Genomic DNA, 18343 nt, shown 5'->3' with positions numbered 1-18343 from the left:
GACACCTGGAGCGCACTCCAGGTCAAGCGGTGGCGACCGCCCGGCGCACGCCTTCGGCCAGCTCGGCGGACAGCGCACGCACCCCGGAAGGACCTTCCGCCGCCGCCGTGACCAGGGCCGAGCCCACGATCACCGCGTCCGCGAACGACGCCACCTCGGCCGCCTGGTCGCCCGAACGGACGCCCAGGCCCACGCCGATCGGCAACGACGTGTGGGCCCGCGTGCGGCGGACCAGCTCCTCGGCACCCGCGCCGACCTGGTCGCGCGCGCCGGTCACACCCATCACCGCGGTCGCGTAGATGAAGCCCGACGAGGCCGCCGCCGTGCGGGCGAGGCGCTCCTCCGACGACGAAGGCGCCACCAGGAACGTGCGGTCCAGGCCGTGCTCCTCCGACGCCGTCAGCCACGCCGAGGCTTCGTCCGGGATCAGGTCCGGCGTGATCAGCCCGAGGCCGCCCGCCGCCGCGAGGTCGCGGGCGAAGCGGTCGACGCCGTAGCGGTTGACCGGGTTCCAGTACGTCATCACGACCGCGCGGCCGCCGCGGGAAGCGATCGACTCGACGACCTCGAAGACGTGCTTGAGGCGGAAGCCGTTGTCCAGCGCCGTCACCGAGGCGGCCTGGATGGTCGGGCCGTCCATCACCGGGTCGGAGTACGGGACGCCGACCTCGATCAGGTCCGCGCCGCCGTCCACGCACGCCGCGATCAGGTCCTTCGACCCGGCCACCGTGGGGAAGCCCGCCGGGAGGTAGCCGACCAGCGCGGCCCGGCCCTCCGCGCGCGTCGTCGCGAAGAGGTCGTCCAGCCCGCTCATCCGTTCACCAGCCCGAACCACTTCGCCGCCGTGTCCATGTCCTTGTCGCCGCGACCGGAGAGGTTCACCACGATCAGCCCGTCCGGCCCCAGCTCGCGGCCGAGCACCAGCGCGCCGGCCAGCGCGTGCGCCGACTCGATCGCCGGGATGATGCCCTCGGTGCGCGAGAGCAGCTTGAACGCGTCCATCGCCTCGGCGTCGGTGACCGGGCGGTACTCCGCGCGGCCGGTGTCCTTCAGCCACGCGTGCTCCGGGCCGACGCCCGGGTAGTCCAGCCCGGCCGAGATCGAGTGCGACTCGACCGTCTGGCCGTCCTCGTCCTGCAGCAGGTACGTCATCGCGCCGTGCAGGTTGCCCGGAGTGCCCTTCGTGAGCGTCGCCCCGTGCCGGTTGCCCTCGATGCCCTCGCCGCCCGGCTCCAGGCCGACCAGCCGCACGGACGGGTCGTCGTAGAAGCCGGAGAAGATGCCGATCGCGTTCGACCCGCCGCCGACGCACGCCGCGACGACGTCGGGCAGGCGGCCGGCCTGCGCGAGGATCTGCTCGCGGGCCTCGGTGCCGATGACGTGGTGGAAGTTGCGCACCATCGTCGGGAACGGCGCCGGCCCGGCGGCCGTGCCGAACAGGTAGTGCGTGGTGTCGGCGTTGGTGACCCAGTCGCGCAGCGCCTCGTTGATCGCGTCCTTCAGCGTCCGCGAACCGGTCTTGACCGGGATCACCTCGGCGCCGAGCAGCCGCATGCGGGCCACGTTCAGCGCCTGGCGCTCGGTGTCGACCTCGCCCATGTAGACAACGCAGTCGAGGTCGAGCAGCGCGCACGCGGTCGCCGTCGCGACACCGTGCTGGCCCGCGCCGGTTTCGGCGATGACGCGCTTCTTGCCCATCCGCTTGGTGAGCAGTGCCTGGCCCAGCACGTTGTTGATCTTGTGGGAGCCGGTGTGGTTCAGGTCTTCGCGCTTGAGGAAGACGCGCGCGCCGCCGGCGTGCTCGCCGAAGCGCTTGGCCTCGGTGAGCAGCGACGGGCGGCCCGCGTAGTCCTTCAGCAGGCGGTTGAACTCGTTCAGGAACTCCGGGTCGTGCCGGGCCTTCTCGTACTCCGTGGCGACCTCGTCGACGACGCCGATCAGCGCCTCCGGCATGAACCGCCCGCCGTACGGGCCGTAGTAGCCCCGCTCGTCCGGGTCGTGCTTGTCGTGCTGCTCCGTCACCGCGACGGCCTCGGGCAGGCGGGGTGCGATCCGGCGGTGACCAGCTTGACCAGGGAACCCTTCGGGTCACCGGACGCGACGAGACCCTCGCCGACCAGCACCGCGTCGGCGCCGTGACCGGCGTAGGACATCAGGTCGCCCGGCCCGCGGACACCCGACTCGGCGACCTTGTAGACGTCCATCGGCAGGCCGGGGGCCAGCCGCGAGAAGACGTCCCGGTCCACCTCGAGGGTGTGCAGGTTGCGCGCGTTGACGCCGATGACCTTGGCGCCCGCTTCGAGGGCCTTGTCGGCCTCCTCGGCGTTGTGGATCTCCACCAGCGCGGTCATGCCGAGCGACTCGACGCGGTCGAGCAGCGCGACGAGCGCGTTCTGCTCCAGCGCGGCGACGATCAGCAGCACCATGTCGGCACCGTGCAACCGGGCCTCGTGCACCTGGTACGGGCTGACGATGAAGTCCTTGCGCAGGATGGGGATGTCCACCGCGGCGCGGACCGCGTCGAGGTCGGCCAGCGACCCGCCGAAGCGGCGCTGCTCGGTCAGCACGCTGATCACCCGCGCGCCGCCGTCTTCGTAGTCCTTCGCCAGCGCGGCCGGGTCGGGGATGTCGGCCAGGTCGCCCTTGGAGGGGCTGCGCCGCTTCACCTCGGCGATCACGCCGATGCCGGATTCACGCAGCGCGGACATCACGTCGCGGGGCGCCGGGGCGGCGGCCGCGCGGAGCTTCAGTTCGTCGAACGGCAGCGCGGATTCCCGCACGGCGAGGTCTTCCCGCACGCCGGCGACGATGTCTTCGAGCACGCTCACCGGGCGCCCCCGCCCTGGCACGTGCTCACGGATTCACTCGCAAGGTCGCTCACAAAAACCTTCCCCTTCCCGCCGAAACGATGCTAACCCCCGCATCTGGAGCGCTCGGTTCCGGGTGCGTGCGTTACTCCGAATGCCTGCCGCGGACGTCCGTCGGGTCCTCCCCTTCCGACAGCGCTTCCCACAGCTCGGCGTCCGGATCGCGGGTCTTCTTCCGCGTCGCCGGAGCCGCGTACTTGGTACCCAGCCGCGCCGCCTTGCCCGCGCCCTTGACGGCTGCCAACCCGCCGGCGGCGACGAGAATTCCCCCGAGCACGGCCAGCGCGCGCCCGATCAGCATCTGGGACACCGGCAGGCCGTCGGCGTAGCCGCCGAAGCGGACGCCGTCGATCCCGGTCCAGACCGCCGCCAGGCCGGCCAGCGCGAGCACGACGCCGAGCACGCGCCGCGCCCAGCCGCCGGTCGCGATGACCCCGGCCACCCCGGCCAGCGCGAGCAGGGCCAGCGGCACCAGGGCCGTCGCCTGCTGCTCGCCGGTCTCGCGGTACAGCACCGTGCCGCGCACGCCGCCGTCGCGGAATTCGGCGAACCAGGTCAGCCGTGACGCGCCCCACAGCGCGAGCGCGCCGAGCAGCAGCCCGGTCACGATCATCCACAGTGGACGGCGGGACGGCTTGGCCGCGGCGGGCTCAGACACGGGCGGAGTCCGCGGCCGGGTCGAGGGTGCCCGCGGGCACCATCGTCTGCGCGGCGGCCACCGCCGAGAGCACGGTCCTGGCCTTGTTCAGCGATTCGGTGTCCTCGTAGTCCGCCACCGAGTCCGCGACCACCCCGCCGCCGGCCTGCACGTGCGCGATGCCGTCCTTGACCAGCGCGGTGCGGATCGCGATCGCCGTGTCGGCGTCGCCGGCGAAGTCGAGGTAGCCCACGACCCCGCCGTACAGCGCGCGGCGGACCGGCTCCAGCTCCTCGATCAGCTGCATGGCGCGCACCTTGGGCGCACCCGAGAGCGTCCCGGCCGGGAAGCACGCGGTGACGGCGTCGAAGGCCGTCTTGCCCTCGGCCAGCTCGCCGGTGACGGTCGAGACGATGTGCATGACGTGGCTGTAGCGCTCGATCTGGAAGAAGTCGACGACGCGGACGGTGCCCGGCTTGCAGACCTTGCCGAGGTCGTTGCGGCCGAGGTCGACGAGCATCAGGTGCTCGGCGCGCTCCTTCTCGTCGGCCAGCAGGTCCTTGGCCAGCTGCGCGTCCTCTTCCGGATCGGCGCCGCGCCAGCGCGTGCCCGCGATGGGGTGCGTGGTCGCGCGGCCGTCCCGCACGGTGACCAGGGACTCGGGGCTGGAGCCGACGATGTCGAAGCCCTCCAGCCGCAGCAGGTACATGTACGGGCTCGGGTTGGACGTCCGCAGCACGCGGTAGATGTCGAGCGCGTCGGCGGCGGTCGGGATCTCGAACCGTTGCGAGGGAACGATCTGGAACGCTTCGCCGGCCTTGATCGCTTCGACGGCCTTCTCGACCGCGGCGTGGAAGTCCGCCTTGGACCGCTTCCGGGTGAACTCCGGCGCGGGCCGGTCGAACGCGGCGACGGTCGCGGGCGCGGGCACCTGCAGCTGCTCGGTCATCGCGCTCAGCCGGGCGACGGCGTCGTCGTAGGCCGCGTCCACGCGCTCGGGCGAGTCGTCCCAGTTGACGGCGTTGGCGATGAGCGTGACCGTGCCCTCGTGGTGGTCGAACGCCGCGAGGTCGGTGGCCAGGAGCATGGTCAGCTCGGGGATGTCGAGGTCGCGCTCGGCCAGCTCGGGCAGCCGCTCCAGCCAGCGCACGGCGTCGTAGCCGATGTAGCCGACCATGCCGCCGGTCAGCGGCGGTAATCCGGGCAGGGGTTCGGTGTGCAACGCTTCGATCGTTTCGCGCAGCACGGTGAGCGGGTTGCCTTCGCACGGCAGGCCGACCGGCGGGGTACCGGTCCAGACCGCTTTCCCGGCACGCACGGTCAGCGCGGCCGGGCTGCGGACGCCGATGAACGACCAGCGCGTCCAGGAGGCGCCGTTTTCTGCCGACTCGAACAGGAACGTGCCCGGCCGGTCGGCGGCGAGCTTGCGGTACACCCCGATCGGCGTCTCGCCGTCGGCGAGGACCCGGCGCACGACCGGGATGACGCGGCGGCTCTCGGCGAGGGTGCGGAAGTCCTCGCGGGACGGGCTGACCGAGCCGGGACCGGTCGAACCGGCGGAAGCGCTGACCATGGGGCTCATTGTGCCGCCCCGGGCAGATCCGGCGACGGCGGGGCCACAATTCAATGAATGTGGAATTGTGCCGGGACGTGCGCCATGATGGAGCCGTGAGCACCACCGACAACCCCGACACTACTGCCCGCCGCCGCGGCCGCCGGCCCGCCGGCCAGGACACCCGCACGGCGCTGGTCGAGGCCGCGCGGGCGGTGTTCGCCGAGAACGGCTACGACGGCGCGACGGTGCGCGCGATCGCCACCCGCGCCGGCGTCGACGCGGCGATGGTCAACCACTGGTTCGGCAGCAAGGAGGGCCTGTTCGCGAAGGCCGTGCTCCAGCTGCCGTTCGATCCGGTGGAACTGCTGGGGGAAATCCGCCGCGGCCCGGACGAGGAGATCGGCGAACGGATCGTCCGCACCTTCCTGACCCGCTGGGACGGCGCGGGCGGCGACGTCTTCCAGGCCCTGGTCCGCAGCATCACCGGCCACGAGCAGGCCGGCCAGGTCCTGCGGGCCTTCTTCCAGAACTTCTTCACCGGCCTGATCACGTCGATCGGCTCGGACCGGATCCCGCTGCGCACGGCGCTCTGCGCGTCCCAGCTGGTCGGCATGGGCATGATCCGGTACGTGGCGAAGTTCGAGCCACTGGTGGCGGCCGAGGTCGAGACGCTGGTGGCGGCGGTGGCGCCGACGGTGCAGCGCTACATCACCGGCGAGATCGACTAGGCCCACCGTCCCGCAGCTGGGAGTGCGTCAGGACGCCGGGCGCCACCGGGCGGCCTCGGCGCGCGCGCCGAACAGCACCGGTCCGTCGCGCAGGGGCGGGTTCGGGGGCACGAGCACCGTCATCGCGGGTCCGTCCCCGGCGACGATCGCCGGCAGCCCCGGCGTCAACGCCCGTACGGCCACCCCCGCCTGCCACGAGCGGAGATCGAGCCGGCTGCCGTCCGCGAACCGCACGGCGACGGGAACCGAGCCGGCCTGCCAGGACACATCGGCGACGGTGACGACCGCGCTCCGCCAGCCCGTCCGGCGGGCCGCCTGCGCGCGCCTGTCCGCGGCGAAGCCGCAGTAACCTCCGCACACCGCGATCACCGGGCCGAGCACCATGAGCGGCACCTGGCCGCTGAACAGGCACGCGACCGCGATCAGGATTTCCAGGACCAGGAACGCCGCCAGCCGCCGGAACCGCCGCTCCAGCACGGTCGTGCCCTGCCCGGACCACGCCGGCTCGCTCTTCTCCCGCGGTGGCAGGAAATCCGCGTACCGCTCGCGGCCCTCCACCGGGCCCGTTTCCCCCATTTCCGCAGCTTGCGCCGGGCTCAGCGGGCGAGCAGCAGCGCGATCAGCGCCAGCGCGGCCGGCAGCACCTGCACGAACAGGATCCGCTTGCTCGCCGTCGCCGCGCCGTAGAGGCCCGCGACGATGACGCACACCAGGCCGTACAGCTTGAGCTGGAAGCCCGACGGGTCGCTCGCGATGAGCCCCCACACCAGCGCGAGCGCCAGGAAACCGTTGTACAGCCCCTGGTTCGCGGCGAGCGTCTTGCTCTCCTCCGCGAACTCCTTCGTGGTACCGAAGGCGGCGCGGGCGCGCGGCGTGGTCCAGAGGAACATCTCCAGGACGACGATGTAGACGTGGATCAGGGCGACCAGCCCGACCAGGACGTCGGCGACGATTGTCACGCGTGCTCTTTCTCGTCGGCCAGGAGCAGCCGCTCCTCGGTGTCGAAACAGGTGTGCGTGCCGGTGTGACAGGCGGGGCCGGTCTGGTCGACGCGCAGCAGCACCGTATCGCCGTCGCAGTCGATGCGCACCTCGCGGACGTGCTGGTAGTGCCCGGACGTCTCGCCCTTGACCCACAGCTTGCCGCGGCTGCGCGACCAGTACGTGCCGCGGCGGGTGGCCAGGGTCGCGGCGAGGGCGTCGTCGTTCATCCAGGCCATCATCAGCACGTCCGAAGTGGCGTGCTCGACGACGACCGCGGCGATCAGGCCGTCGGCGGTGCGCTTGAGGCGCGCCGAAACGGCCGCGTCCAGGCTCATGCTTGCGCTCCCAGGATGTGCCGCTTGAGCGGCATCGAGTTCAGCAGGACGAACGCGTAGCCGTAGCCCGCGAAGGACAGACCGGAGAACAGCTTGTTCCACCACAGCGCCGCGCCGAGCAGCAGGAAGGCGTGCAGCAGCGCGAAAACCACAGTGACGACGAGGCCGCCGATGCGCGCGCTGCCCATCTTGTGCACCAGCCCGGTCGTCACGACGCCGCCGAGGATCAGCGCCAGCGCCGGCATCCGGTAGATCTCGAGCCCCGAACCGGCACCGAGCACCGGGATCAGGTCGAGCAGCGCCCACGCGACCGGCAGCCCGATCAGCAGGGCGGCGGTGACCTTCACCTCGACGGGTGCCTGCCACGACCTCATCGGACCTCGACCCCGCCGTCGCGCAGCGCGCCCTTGACGTCGCCGATCTTCAGCTGTCCGAAGTGGAACACGCTGGCCGCGAGCACCGCGTCGGCGCCGGTGCGCACCGCGGGCAGGAAGTGCTCGAGCGCGCCCGCTCCCCCGCTGGCGATCACCGGGACCCGCACGGCCTTGCGGACCAGCTCGATGAGCTCGAGGTCGAAGCCGTTCTTGGTGCCGTCGGCGTCCATGGAGTTCAGCAGGATCTCGCCGACGCCGAGCTCCTCGCCGCGCGCGGCCCACTCGACGGCGTCGATCCCGGTGCCGCGGCGGCCGCCGTGGGTGGTGACCTCGAAGCCGGACGCGGTCGGCTCGCCGCCTTCGGGGACGCGGCGCGCGTCGACCGAAAGCACGATGCACTGGGCGCCGAAGCGGCGTGAGGCCTCGTGGAGGAACTCGGGCCGGGCGATGGCGGCGGTGTTGATGCTCACCTTGTCCGCGCCGGTGCGCAGGAGCCGGTTGACGTCGTCGTTGGTGCGGACGCCGCCGCCGACGGTGAGCGGGATGAAGACCTGCTCGGCGGTGCGGCGGACCACGTCGTAGGTGGTTTCGCGGTCGCCGGAAGACGCCGTGACGTCGAGGAACGTCAGCTCGTCGGCCCCCTCGGCGTCGTAACGCCGGGCCAGCTCGACCGGGTCGCCGGCGTCGCGGAGGCCGGCGAAGTTGACACCCTTCACGACCCGGCCCGCGTCGACGTCGAGACAGGGGATCACCCGCACCGCGACAGACATGCGCACCAGCGTAGTCAAGGGGGTTCTAAGCTCGGGCAATGGCACGGGCGGGACGGCGGCCGGGACAGACGGAGACGCGCGAGAAGATCCTCGACGCGGCCCGCCACCGGTTCGCCGAGCTGGGCTACGACGGCGCGACGGTCCGCGGGATCGCCGCCGACGCGGGCGTCAACGCGGCCCTGCTGCACCACTTCTTCGGCAGCAAGCAGGCCCTCTTCGCGGCGGCGATGAACCTGCCGGTGAACCCGGCGTCCCTGGTCCCGGCGATCCTGGCCGGGCCGCGCGAAGGCGTCGGCGAACGGCTGGTGCGGGCCTTCCTGGCGGTGTGGGCGGCGCCGGAGGGGCGCACGCCGTTCATCGCGATGCTGCGCGCGGCGGCGACGAACGAGCAGGTCGCGGTGATGATGCGCCAGTTCATCGAGCGCACGGTGCTGGCCGAGGTGGCGCGGGCGCTGGACGTCCCGAAGATCCGCGTGACGGGGATCGCGGCGCAGATGATGGGGGTCGCGCTGCTGCGGTACGTCATCAGGCTGCCCCCGCTGGCCGGGGCGGACGACGAGGAGATCGTCGCGCTGCTGGCTCCGGTGGCGCAGTACTACCTGGATTCGCGCGACGGTGTCGAAACCCGCCCGGCGCCTTCGTAGTCAGGGTGAGAGTCCCCGACCCGAGGAGCGCACCATGACCGCCACCTACACCTTCGACGTCTTCATGAGCCTCGACGGCTTCGGTTCCCACACCGGCGACTGGGGCGGCTACTGGGGCAAGCAGGGCCCCGAGCTGCTCGAACGCCGCCTCGAGCTCTACCGCGAGGACCAGCGGATGGTCTTCGGGGCGGCCACGCACCGGCTGAACGCACAGCTGCTGCCGGCCGACCCGGCGGCGCTCGACCCGTGGGTGACCCGGATGCGGGACCTGCCGGCGACGGTGGTGTCGGCCACCCTGGACGGCCCGCTCGGCTGGCCGGACGCGACCGTCGTGGCCGGCGACGCCGTCGAGGTCGTCACCCGGCTGAAGGCGGAGTCGCCGGTGCCGTTGCGCTCGCACGGGAGCCTGTCGCTCAACCGGGCACTGCTGGCGGCGGGCCTGGTGGACCGCGTCCAGGTGACGGTGTTCCCGGTGCTCACCGGGCAGACCGGCGAGCGGCCGATCTTCGAGGGCGTGGCGGACCTCGACCTGGAGCTGCTGGAGAGCCGGACGCTCGACGGCGGCACGCAGGAGCTGATCTACCGCCCGGCGCTGCACGGGTGAACCCGGCATCCGCCGTTCACGTACCGGACACCCGATTCGTCTAATTTCCGCACGTGCGCAGACTCCTTCCGGTGGCCGTGGCCGCTGTCTCCCTGCTGTCCGCCGTCCCGGCTTCCGCAGCTCCGCGCGACCCCTCGCCGGTGGCCCAGACGCAGGCCTTCGTCGACGATCCCTCGGCGTCCCCGGCGAACGCCGACGCCGACGACCCGGCCATCTGGGTCCACCCGCACGACCCCTCGCGCAGCGTCGTGCTGGGGACGCTCAAGGAGGGCGGGCTCGCCGCGTTCGACCTGGACGCGCGCACGCTGCAGCTCGTCCCGGCCGGGCCGGGCGGGCGGTTCAACAACGTCGACGTCGTCGGGGACCTCGCCGTCGTCAGCGACCGGGGCCGGGACCTCGTCCGGGTGTACCGGATCGATCCGCGGGGCGCCGCCGCCGGGGCGGGCCTGCTGCGGGACGTCACCGAGCCGAACGCCCCGCGGGTGTTCCCGCAGTCCGCTGTGGACGAACAGCGGACCGCGTACGGCCTGGCCGCGGGGCGCGACCCGCGCACCGGCGTCCGGTGGGTGGCGGTGACCCAGCGGCACGAGACACGGGTGTCGCTGCTGCGGCTGGCCGACCGGCCGGACGGCACCGTCGGCACGGCCCCGGTGGCCACCGTCGACCTGCCGTCGTCGTTCCGGCTGCCCGGCGGCGCGACGTGGTCGCCCTGCGAGGAGCCGGGCGAAGGGCCGCAGCTGGAGGGGTCGGTGTTCGACGGCCGGGTGCTCTACACCGCCCAGGAAGACGTCGGGATCTGGCGGATCCCGCTGACGTCCGGCGGCTTCGGGCGGCCCGAGCTGGTCGACCGCGTGCGCTCCTACGGTGTTCCCCAGCGCTGGGACGCCGAGCAGGAGGAGTGCGTCCCGGACGGCGCCGGCCCCGGCTTCGGCGGCCGGTGGCTGGAAGCCGACGCCGAAGGGCTGGCGGTGGCGGACGGGACGCTGTTCGCGTCGAGCCAGGGTGACTCGCGCTTCGTCGTCTACGGGCACCGCACGCGCGACCTCCGGATCGTCGCGGGCCGCGGCACGGATTCGGTCGAGCACTCCGACGGCTCGGCGATCACGACGGCGTCCCTCGGCCGCCGCTTCCCGCACGGCCTCCTGGTCGTCCACGACGGCGAACGCCGCCCGGCGGCCGGCGATCTCCCGACCACGGGCTTCGCTTTCGTCCGCCTCGAAGACGTCCTCCCCCGGTAACGGGCGGCCGAACACCGGATTTCTACCGACTGCCATTGTCCCGGATTTGTCCTGTTCTCGTTTCCGGTGATTGTTTTACCGCGGCCGGAAATCCGCAACTGTCCACTGATGGCGGTATCTACGGGATCGATTCTGCGTAGGTTCACGGCATGCCGCGCACCCATTCCGCGCTCGTTGTCCTGCTCGTCGCCGCCTCCGTTGTACCGGTTTTCGCGACCACCGCGCCCGCCGCCGCAGCAGCCGGAACAGGTGCCGTTTGTGACCACCAGCCCGCGCTCTACGCCCAGGCACCGCCGGGTGCCGTCACCGTCGACCTGGCCGTGGAGGGTGACCTCAGCGTCAAGACGCAGGCGTCGCCACCGGGGACCACCTTCTGGCTGCCGCCCGGCACCCACCGGCTGGCCTCCGACCAGTTCGGGCAGGTCATCCCCAAGGACGGCGACGTCTACCTCGGCGCGCCCGGCGCCGTGCTCGACGGCCGCGGCGTCAACCGCGCCGCCTTCACCCAGCAGGCCAAGGACGTCGTCATCCGCGGCCTGACCATCCAGAACTTCGTCGCGCCGCAGGACCAGGGCGTGGTCAACCACGACTCCGGCGAGCACTGGGTCATCGAGAACACCACGATCCAGCGCAACACCGGCGCCGCGCTGATGGCCGGCGTCCGGCAGGTGGTGCGGGCCAGCTGCCTGCGCGACAACGGCCAGTACGGGATGAACGCCTACCGCCCCGACAACGCGATCACCGGGCTGCTCGTCGAAGGCAACGAAATCACCGGGAACAACGTCGACGACTGGGAAACGCGCAGCCCCGGCTGCGGGTGCAGCGGCGGAATCAAGTTCTGGGCCGTCAACGGCGCCGACGTCCGCGGCAACTGGATCCACCACAACCACGGCGTCGGCCTGTGGGCGGACACCAACGACAACGATTTCCTGATCGAAGACAACGTCATGGAAGACAATGACTCCGAAGCGATCTTGTACGAGATCAGCTACAACGTCGTGATCCGCCACAACGCCATCCGCCGCAACAACGTGGTGGCCGGCAGCAGGCGCGCGTCCCGGGGAGACAACTTCCCGTCCGCGGCGGTGTACCTGTCGGAATCCGGTGGCGAACCCCGCGTACCGGCCCGCACCGACATCATCGACATCTACGGCAACTCCTTCGAGGACAACTGGTCCGGCATCACGCTGTGGGAGAACGCCGACCGCTTCTGCAACAGCCCGGCGAACACGTCGACGGCGAGCTGCACCAAGCTCGTCCCGGACCGGACGCGGTGTTCGGCACCGGGCATCGAGTCCACGCCGCTGTTCGACGACTGCCGCTGGAAGACCCAGCGGGTCGAGATCCATTCCAACACCTTCCGCTTCGATCCCGCCCGGCCCGGCTGCGCCGGCCTGTGCGGCCGGATGGCCGTGCTGTCGAACTACGGCACCTACCCGGCGTGGTCCCCGTACCGGGGCACGCTCGTGCAGGAGGCGATCGCGCACGACCAGGACAACTACTGGTACAGCAACGACTACATCGGCCCGTGGGCGTTCGTCGCCGGGGACACCTCCCGCACCCTCACCGCGGACCAGTGGCAGAACGACCCGTGGAACCAGGACGACTGCGCCTCCTTCGACGGCGTGACCCCGTACTGCTGACCGGGTTCCCCGGCCGCCAGGCCGGCGGGGTCCCGGCGGCCCCGGGCGGGGTGGGCCGCCGGGACCCCGCTCACCAGAAGAAGATCCGGGGCAGGCTCACCCGGGGCGGTATCCGCGGTACCCGCGCGATCTCCGGGGGTACCGCGAACCGGTCCGGCAGGGTGAACCGGTCCGGCGAGGTGTAGCTGAACCTCCCCGGGTCGTACGAGTACGGCAGCCGGTAGTACTCCGGTGGCAGCAGGCGCAGGGGCTGAAGCTCCGGCAGCGTCAGGCGCAGCCGGCCCGACGGGTCGAGCGCCGGAGGTGGCGTCCGGGCCTGGATCACCTCCGTCACCTTCTGCCCCAGCTGGTCCGGGGCCGCCCGCAAGGTCGAAACCGACGCCTGGAACGCCCGCGCCGCTTCCTCGGCGCGGGGTGCCGCGGCCGCCACCGGCCGGCTCACGTCGGTGTGGTCGACCAGCGTCGTCGCCTCGCTCTCGACCGCCGCCGCGAAGTCGCGCGGGCTGCGCAGGGCGATCTCGGCCAGGCGGTCGTAGAGCGGGGACAGCTTGTCCTGCAAGGTCTTGTCGGCCGCCTCGGCGAAGGCCTGCACCAGCGGCTCCAGGATCGGGATCGCCTCGGTGATCGGCTTCGTCACCGCCACGATCCGCTCGGTCGCGACCTTTTCGACCTGCAGGGTCACCTTCTTGCGGCTGTCCGCGACCAGGTCGATCCCCGGTTCGGCCGGCCCGGCGCCGACGACCGCCCCGGCCGCCGCCACCTGCTCGGGCGTGATGCCGGGTGGCGCCTCCCGTGACCGCGCGCCGTCGACCCGCGCCTCGGGTGCGAGCGCCTCGACCTGCTTCCCGCGCTGCGTCTCGGCGCCGATCGCCTCGTCCACCGCCGGCAGCTTCACGTCGTACCCCGCCTTGGCGAACTCCGCACTGCCCCGCGCGGCCTCGACCAGGCCCGGCAGTTCCGTGCGCCGGACGGCGAGCGCGTCCCGGTACACCTTGGGCAAGGACGCTTCGACCTTGCCGTACAGCTTCCCCGCCACCCGCTGGGTCAGGTCCGCCTCGATCTTCCGCGTCACCTCGGCGTAGCCCTGCTGGGCGACCTTGAACTTCACCTGCAGGTCGGTGGCCGGCACGCCGAGCTGCATGCCGAACAGCGACAGCGCCGCCAGCGTGGCGAACCCGGCGGCCGCGGGACCGCTGTACTTCGTGTAGAAGTCCGCGGCCCGGCCGAGCCCGGCCGCGGTGTGCCCCCGCCAGCCGTCCGAGCGGCGCGCCAGCAGCAGGCACGTCATCAGGTAGACGCCGATCAGCGCCGCGAACACCGAGAACTCGCTCAGCTTCAGGTTCTCGGAGAAGAACCGCGACACCGATTCGAAGAACCGTTGCAGGGAAATGAGCCAGCCGGTGCTCGACGTGTCCGCGAACCACTGCAGGTACGCCGACAGCCCCAGGTACGCCGTCGCGGCCACCCCGACCGGCACGAGGTACAGCACTCCGAACGCCGCCACGTGGTGCCGCAACCCCGATGCCTCGTCCGCCGACCTCCGCGTGTAGCCGCGCAAACCCGCGACGAGCCCCCAGACCACGCCCACGAACAACGCGAACGGGCCGATCGCGAAAGCGGCCACGAGCACCGCCACGCCGGCCGCTGCCTTCCCCCTCGTCATCGCCCCTCCTCCAGGGTCGGCTTTCCTCCCGCTTCAAGGAAAGCACGCACCACCGACAGGTTTTGCCGAACGCCCGGACCGCCCCGGATCGGACCAGCGGAACCGGGAACGCACCGGAGCCGCCGGTCGCCCGGACCGGTGAACGCCGGCCCCGCCGCCGCCACCCGCTGCCCGAAAGCCGGAGCCAAGTGTGACCGCGACCACACCGCACTGGGCCGAACCGGTGAACTCGGCCGGGGGAAAATACTTTTCGCCCGCGTGCATCAACCCGGGCCCCTCGCGCGTCCAAGGGAGGAACGGAAGGGACGAGTGTGGACTTCGAAGAGTTCGTGGCGGAGCGGCTGGACGGCCTGCTCCGCTACGCCACCGTCCTGACGAACGACCCGCACCTGGCGCAGGACATCGTGCAAGACGTGCTGCTGCGCGCCCAGCAGCGGTGGGACGGCATCGACGCCCCGCCGTCCTACGTGCGGCGGATGATCACCAACGAGTACCTCTCGTGGCGACGGCGGGCGGTGCGGCGGATGGTGCCGAGCAGCCACGACGTCCTCGACGCGCTCGGCCCGCCCGAAGCCGACCCGGCCACCGCCTACGACGAGCGGGACGCGATGCTCGGCCTGCTCGCCACGCTGCCCCGCAAGCAGCGCGCGGCGATCGTGCTGCGGTACTACGAGAACTACTCCGACGCCGAGATCGCCGCGGTCCTGCGGTGCGGCGCGTCGACCGTGCGCAGCCAGATCTCCCGCGCGCTGGCCACCCTGCGCCAGGCCCCGAACCACCGCGCGGTACTCACCACCGGAGCTGGAGAATGACCCGCAGCGAGCACGACACCGAGACGCTGATCCGGGACAGCCTGGACCACCTCGCCGCCCGCGCCCCGGACGGCCGGGCGGTGCGCGAAGCGCTGGCCCGCGACCGGCGCAAGCGGCAGCCGGCGACGAAGCTGGCCCTGGTCGCCGCGGCGGTCGTCGTGCTGGTCGCCGGGGTCTTCGTGGGCACGCGCGCGGTCACCGCCCCGGACGTCGTCCCGGCCGCCGGCGTTCCGGTGCTCGGCTACAGCCCGGAGTGGCTGCCAGACGGCTTCACCGAGCAGTACCGCGAAGGCGGCCCGGGCATCACCCCGCAGGTCCGGCGGTGGTCCGCCGGTCCCGCGGCGATCACGCTGTCGGCGTACTCCACCGCCGACCCCGAGTGGTCGCAGGTCGCGCTGCGAATCGCGTCGGTCCGCGACCAGGTCCTGGTGCACGGCCGGGTCGCCATGGTCACCGGCGGCACCGAGACCGCCGCGCTGCTCACCTGGCTCGCCGACGACGACCACGTCCTGACCGCGCGGGTCGACGGGGTCCCGGACGCCCGCGCGGTGGCCCAGCGGATCGCCGACGAGGTCACCGCCCGGCCGGTCGGCGTCCGCGGCGAGCTGCGCTTCGGCGAGCTCCCGGCGGGGCTGATCGAGCGGTCCGCCGCGGTCAAGGGCAGCGGCCCGGCCGACGGGAGCACCGAGCTGACCGCCGCCGACCCGGCGCGGCCGTCGGTGGCCGCCGTCCGCGTCACGGCGAGCGCGGGCTCCCCCGGCGTGCACGGCGCCGCCCCGGTGACCGTCCGCGGCGGCCAGGGGTTCTTCGTGGCCGGCCGGGAAGCGGTGGTCGCGGTGCGGCTGCCGTCCGGGCGCTGGCTGACGGTGTCGGGCGCGCGGCCGGAGGCGGAGCTGGTCGCCGTGGCGGACGGCGTCCGGCTCGACCCCGCACCCGACTACCGCTGGCTCGGGCGTCCTACCAGCTGATCATCGGGAACCAGATGATCCCGAGCCTGCCGAGCACGCGGACGTCCCAGTACAGCAGCGTGAACGTGCCGCCGACGAGCAGCGCGGCCCCGGTCACCGTGGCGATCCGGGCCGGCTTCGCCGCCAGCCAGCGCTGCAGGCGCCCGCCGGTGGCGTAGGTCAGGATCAGGAACAGCACGGCCATGATCACGATGTTGCCGAGCGACTGCAGGGCGAACGCGGCGGCGCCGTAGAAGACGTTGTGCTGCTCGGCGGCGCTGCGGAACATGATCCGGAACAGCGGGTAGGGCCGCCCGATGAGGAACCCGCCGATGAGCGCGCCCATCAGGACGTGCGGGGCCGCCGGGTGCCGCCGGGTGAACGCGGCGAAGGGGTTGCGGAGGATGCCGAGCGCGATCAGGCCCAGCAGCAGGAAGATCAGGCCGACGACGCCGAACGCGATCATGGACTGGATGCTGCGGGGGCTCAGCCCGCTCGTCTGCGCGGTGGAGAACTGCGGCATGCCGGTGCCGACGAGGGCGACGACCACGCCGTAGGCGATCGAGACGGTGAGCATGCCCGCGGCGATCCAGCCGAGCGGCTTGAACGGGCTGCGCCGCTCGCCCGCCTGCCCGCCGACCAGCGGCGCGACCGCCCCGAACGCGGCGATGTTGCAGGCGGTGAACGAACCCGCGAGACCGGAGACGAACGCGAACAGCGTCCCGGCGAGGGCCCCGCTGATCGGCGTCGCCTTGGCGTCGTAGCCGAGGAGCCCGTTGGCGACGCTGTCCCCGATCACGGAGTCGACGAACGGCGCCGACCAGATGGCCGTCAGCGCGAAGCCGGCCAGGATCGCGACGAGGGCGATCGCGGCGCGGCGCACGGGATACGGTCCCTCGCCGAAGAACCCCGCCTGCGGGTGGACCGGTAGTTCCTGCTTGACGGCCATCGACATTCCCTCCAGTGGGCGCACCCCCGACCGATGAATCGTCGCAAACCAAGCCCTTGAAGCGCTTCTGCCGTCATGCCCCATCACGTTGCGCCGCCTGCACCCTTGACTCCGGAAACTCACCGGGCGCAGAATTAAACACATGACTAATTCTGCGCTCACGGTCACCGGGCTCCGGGTCCGGCGCGGCGGCAGGCCCGTGGTGCGGGACGTGAGCTTCGAGGTGCCGCGCGGGTCGGTCACCGGGCTGCTGGGCCCGAGCGGCTGCGGCAAGACCACGCTGATGCGCGCGATCGTCGGCGTCCAGATCGTCGAGGGCGGCACGGTCACCGTGCTCGGCCTGCCCGCCGGCAGCCCGCCGCTGCGGCGGCGGATCGGTTACGCGACGCAGAACCCCGCGATCTACGCCGATCTCACAGTCCGCGAAGCGCTCAAGTACTTCGCCGCGGTGCTGCGCGCGCCGGTGTCCGATGTGGACCGCGTCATCGCCGAAGTCGGGCTGGCCGACCACGCCGGGAAGCTGGTCGGCTCGCTGTCGGGCGGCCAGCACAACCGCGCGAACCTCGCCGTCGCGCTGCTCGGCGCACCGGAGCTGCTGGTGCTCGACGAGCCGACCGTCGGGCTCGACCCGGTGCTGCGCGACGAACTGTGGGCGCTCTTCCGCCGGCTCGCCGACGGCGGCGCGACGCTGCTGGTGTCCAGCCACGTCATGGACGAAGCGGCCCGCTGCGACCGCCTCCTGCTCATGCGCGAAGGCGTCCTCCTCGCCGACGACGCGCCCCTCGCGCTGCGGGAACGCACCGGCGCCGCCGACCTCGAAGGCGCGTTCCTGAACCTCGTGCGGGCCGCGTCGTGAACCCCGCGCTGACGCTGGCCACCACCCGGCGCATCCTGACCCAGCTGCGGCACGACCCGCGCACCGTGGTGATGCTGGTCCTGGTGCCGACGCTGCTCATGGTGCTGCTGCGGTACGTGTTCAACTCGACGGCCGTCTTCAGCCGCGTCGCGCCCGCGCTGCTCGGGGTGTTCCCGTTCCTGATCATGTTCCTGATCGCGTCGATCACGACGTTGCGGGAACGGACCACGGCCACCCTCGAACGCCTGATGACGCTCCCCATCGGCCGGCTCGACCTGCTCTTCGGCTACGCGCTGGCGTTCGGCGCGATCGCCGTCGTGCAGGTCTCGCTCGCGGCCGGGGTTTCGCTGTGGTGGCTCGGCCTCGACCTGGCCGGTTCCGTGGGGATGCTGCTGCTGATCGCGGTCCTCGACGCGCTGCTCGGCATGGCGCTCGGGCTGTTCGTGAGCGCGTTCGCCCGCACGGAGTTCCAGGCGATCCAGTTCATGCCGGTGTTCGTGCTGCCGCAGATCCTGCTGTGCGGCCTGTTCGTCCCGCGCGACGACATGGGCTGGCTGCTGCGGTGGCTCTCCGAAGTGATGCCGCTGTCGTACGCGGTCGAGGCGCTGACGCGCGTCACGACGGCCGGCACGGTCGACGCGGTGATCCTGCGCAACCTCGTGGTCGTCGCCTGCTGCGCGCTGCTCGCCCTGGTCCTCGGCGCGGCGACGCTGCGGCGCCGGACGCCGTGACTACCGT

Annotated in this window: 21 protein-coding genes; 9 read left to right on the top strand and 12 right to left on the bottom strand. The window is 72.2% G+C overall.

All coding sequences use genetic code 11. The features are described 5' to 3' along the window. Nucleotides 1–22 precede the first annotated feature (22 nt). The 5 genes from trpA to ACLJQM_RS43550 form a co-directional block, all read right to left on the bottom strand. Nucleotides 23–814 carry a tryptophan synthase subunit alpha gene (gene trpA / locus ACLJQM_RS43570; RefSeq protein ID WP_247012385.1) on the bottom strand — a complete coding sequence of 264 codons (792 nt, stop codon included), beginning with the start codon at nt 812–814 and terminating at the stop codon, nt 23–25. Next, a complete protein-coding gene (gene trpB, locus ACLJQM_RS43565) occupies nt 811–2022 on the bottom strand; it encodes a tryptophan synthase subunit beta (RefSeq protein ID WP_360766432.1) in 1212 nt (403 codons plus the stop codon). Before trpB ends, trpA begins: the two co-directional genes overlap by 4 nt. Further along, nucleotides 2019–2828: an indole-3-glycerol phosphate synthase TrpC gene (gene trpC, locus ACLJQM_RS43560; RefSeq protein ID WP_410636115.1), complete on the bottom strand. Its 810-nt coding sequence runs from the start codon at nt 2826–2828 to the stop codon at nt 2019–2021. The genes trpB and trpC overlap by 4 nt, the downstream gene beginning before the upstream one ends. Before the next feature lie 124 nt (nt 2829–2952). Beyond that, a complete protein-coding gene (locus tag ACLJQM_RS43555) occupies nt 2953–3480 on the bottom strand; it encodes a Trp biosynthesis-associated membrane protein (protein ID WP_360767412.1) in 528 nt (175 codons plus the stop codon). Nucleotides 3481–3517: 37 nt separating this feature from the next. Continuing rightward, the gene (locus ACLJQM_RS43550; RefSeq protein ID WP_410636114.1) at nt 3518–5077 is read right to left on the bottom strand and encodes an anthranilate synthase component I; all 1560 of its coding nucleotides are present in this window, start codon (nt 5075–5077) and stop codon (nt 3518–3520) included. A 95-nt stretch (nt 5078–5172) separates the two neighbouring features. Here ACLJQM_RS43550 and ACLJQM_RS43545 point away from each other — a divergent pair, with 95 nt between their 5' ends. Beyond that, nucleotides 5173–5787 (top strand): TetR/AcrR family transcriptional regulator, encoded by a 615-nt coding sequence (locus ACLJQM_RS43545; RefSeq protein WP_360766424.1) that lies wholly within the window; start codon nt 5173–5175, stop codon nt 5785–5787. Between the two features lie 27 nt (nt 5788–5814). On the opposite strand, the gene ACLJQM_RS43540 is transcribed toward ACLJQM_RS43545, so the two are convergent. The 5 genes from ACLJQM_RS43540 to hisF are packed head-to-tail and all read right to left on the bottom strand — an operon-like array spanning nt 5815 to nt 8249. After that, nucleotides 5815–6363: a hypothetical protein gene (locus tag ACLJQM_RS43540; RefSeq protein WP_360766421.1), complete on the bottom strand. Its 549-nt coding sequence runs from the start codon at nt 6361–6363 to the stop codon at nt 5815–5817. A 20-nt stretch (nt 6364–6383) separates the two neighbouring features. Next, nucleotides 6384–6746 carry a DUF1304 domain-containing protein gene (locus ACLJQM_RS43535; protein ID WP_247012399.1) on the bottom strand — a complete coding sequence of 121 codons (363 nt, stop codon included), beginning with the start codon at nt 6744–6746 and terminating at the stop codon, nt 6384–6386. After that, nucleotides 6743–7105 carry a phosphoribosyl-AMP cyclohydrolase gene (gene hisI, locus ACLJQM_RS43530; RefSeq protein ID WP_247012401.1) on the bottom strand — a complete coding sequence of 121 codons (363 nt, stop codon included), beginning with the start codon at nt 7103–7105 and terminating at the stop codon, nt 6743–6745. The genes ACLJQM_RS43535 and hisI overlap by 4 nt, the downstream gene beginning before the upstream one ends. Further along, on the bottom strand, nt 7102–7479 hold the full coding sequence (locus ACLJQM_RS43525) for a hypothetical protein (protein ID WP_247012402.1): 378 nt from the start codon (nt 7477–7479) through the stop codon (nt 7102–7104). The genes hisI and ACLJQM_RS43525 overlap by 4 nt, the downstream gene beginning before the upstream one ends. After that, a complete protein-coding gene (gene hisF / locus ACLJQM_RS43520; protein ID WP_247012404.1) occupies nt 7476–8249 on the bottom strand; it encodes an imidazole glycerol phosphate synthase subunit HisF in 774 nt (257 codons plus the stop codon). Before hisF ends, ACLJQM_RS43525 begins: the two co-directional genes overlap by 4 nt. 38 nt (nt 8250–8287) lie before the next feature. On the opposite strand from hisF, the gene ACLJQM_RS43515 reads away from it, so the two are divergent. The 4 genes from ACLJQM_RS43515 to ACLJQM_RS43500 all read left to right on the top strand — a co-directional run bounded on the left by ACLJQM_RS43515 (nt 8288) and on the right by ACLJQM_RS43500 (nt 12378). Beyond that, nucleotides 8288–8893, top strand: a complete 606-nt coding sequence (locus tag ACLJQM_RS43515) for a TetR family transcriptional regulator (protein ID WP_410636113.1) — start codon at nt 8288–8290, stop codon at nt 8891–8893. Between the two features lie 34 nt (nt 8894–8927). Further along, entirely contained in the window at nt 8928–9497 is a 570-nt protein-coding gene (locus ACLJQM_RS43510; protein WP_410636112.1) for a dihydrofolate reductase family protein, read from the top strand. 71 nt (nt 9498–9568) lie between these two features. Further along, on the top strand, nt 9569–10735 hold the full coding sequence (locus ACLJQM_RS43505) for a phytase (protein WP_410636149.1): 1167 nt from the start codon (nt 9569–9571) through the stop codon (nt 10733–10735). A gap of 149 nt (nt 10736–10884) precedes the next feature. Continuing rightward, complete coding sequence (locus tag ACLJQM_RS43500; protein ID WP_247012411.1) at nt 10885–12378, top strand: right-handed parallel beta-helix repeat-containing protein; 1494 nt, start codon at nt 10885–10887, stop codon at nt 12376–12378. Between the two features lie 70 nt (nt 12379–12448). Here the strand turns inward: ACLJQM_RS43500 and ACLJQM_RS43495 are convergent, their stop codons facing one another. Further along, nucleotides 12449–14041: a hypothetical protein gene (locus tag ACLJQM_RS43495; protein ID WP_410636111.1), complete on the bottom strand. Its 1593-nt coding sequence runs from the start codon at nt 14039–14041 to the stop codon at nt 12449–12451. A gap of 311 nt (nt 14042–14352) precedes the next feature. On the opposite strand from ACLJQM_RS43495, the gene ACLJQM_RS43490 reads away from it, so the two are divergent. Together ACLJQM_RS43490 and ACLJQM_RS43485 are read left to right on the top strand one after the other, a co-directional pair. Further along, the gene (locus ACLJQM_RS43490; protein WP_247012415.1) at nt 14353–14853 is read left to right on the top strand and encodes a SigE family RNA polymerase sigma factor; all 501 of its coding nucleotides are present in this window, start codon (nt 14353–14355) and stop codon (nt 14851–14853) included. After that, nucleotides 14850–15821: a hypothetical protein gene (locus tag ACLJQM_RS43485; RefSeq protein WP_410636110.1), complete on the top strand. Its 972-nt coding sequence runs from the start codon at nt 14850–14852 to the stop codon at nt 15819–15821. The genes ACLJQM_RS43490 and ACLJQM_RS43485 overlap by 4 nt, the downstream gene beginning before the upstream one ends. On the opposite strand, the gene ACLJQM_RS43480 is transcribed toward ACLJQM_RS43485, so the two are convergent. Next, complete coding sequence (locus ACLJQM_RS43480) at nt 15811–16749, bottom strand: hypothetical protein (protein WP_247012419.1); 939 nt, start codon at nt 16747–16749, stop codon at nt 15811–15813. The genes ACLJQM_RS43485 and ACLJQM_RS43480 overlap by 11 nt on opposite strands. A 142-nt stretch (nt 16750–16891) precedes the next feature. Between ACLJQM_RS43480 and ACLJQM_RS43475 the strand changes: the two genes are divergently transcribed. Together ACLJQM_RS43475 and ACLJQM_RS43470 are read left to right on the top strand one after the other, a co-directional pair. Next, nucleotides 16892–17605 (top strand): ABC transporter ATP-binding protein, encoded by a 714-nt coding sequence (locus ACLJQM_RS43475; RefSeq protein ID WP_410636109.1) that lies wholly within the window; start codon nt 16892–16894, stop codon nt 17603–17605. Then, nucleotides 17602–18336 (top strand): ABC transporter permease, encoded by a 735-nt coding sequence (locus tag ACLJQM_RS43470; RefSeq protein WP_360766396.1) that lies wholly within the window; start codon nt 17602–17604, stop codon nt 18334–18336. The genes ACLJQM_RS43475 and ACLJQM_RS43470 overlap by 4 nt, the downstream gene beginning before the upstream one ends. Nucleotides 18337–18343: the final 7 nt, after the last annotated feature.

This window comes from Amycolatopsis sp. cmx-4-83 (genome assembly GCF_046548815.1).
GTDB classification, from domain to species: domain Bacteria; phylum Actinomycetota; class Actinomycetes; order Mycobacteriales; family Pseudonocardiaceae; genus Amycolatopsis; species Amycolatopsis pretoriensis_A.
This window is presented reverse-complemented; position numbering and strand designations above follow the sequence as displayed.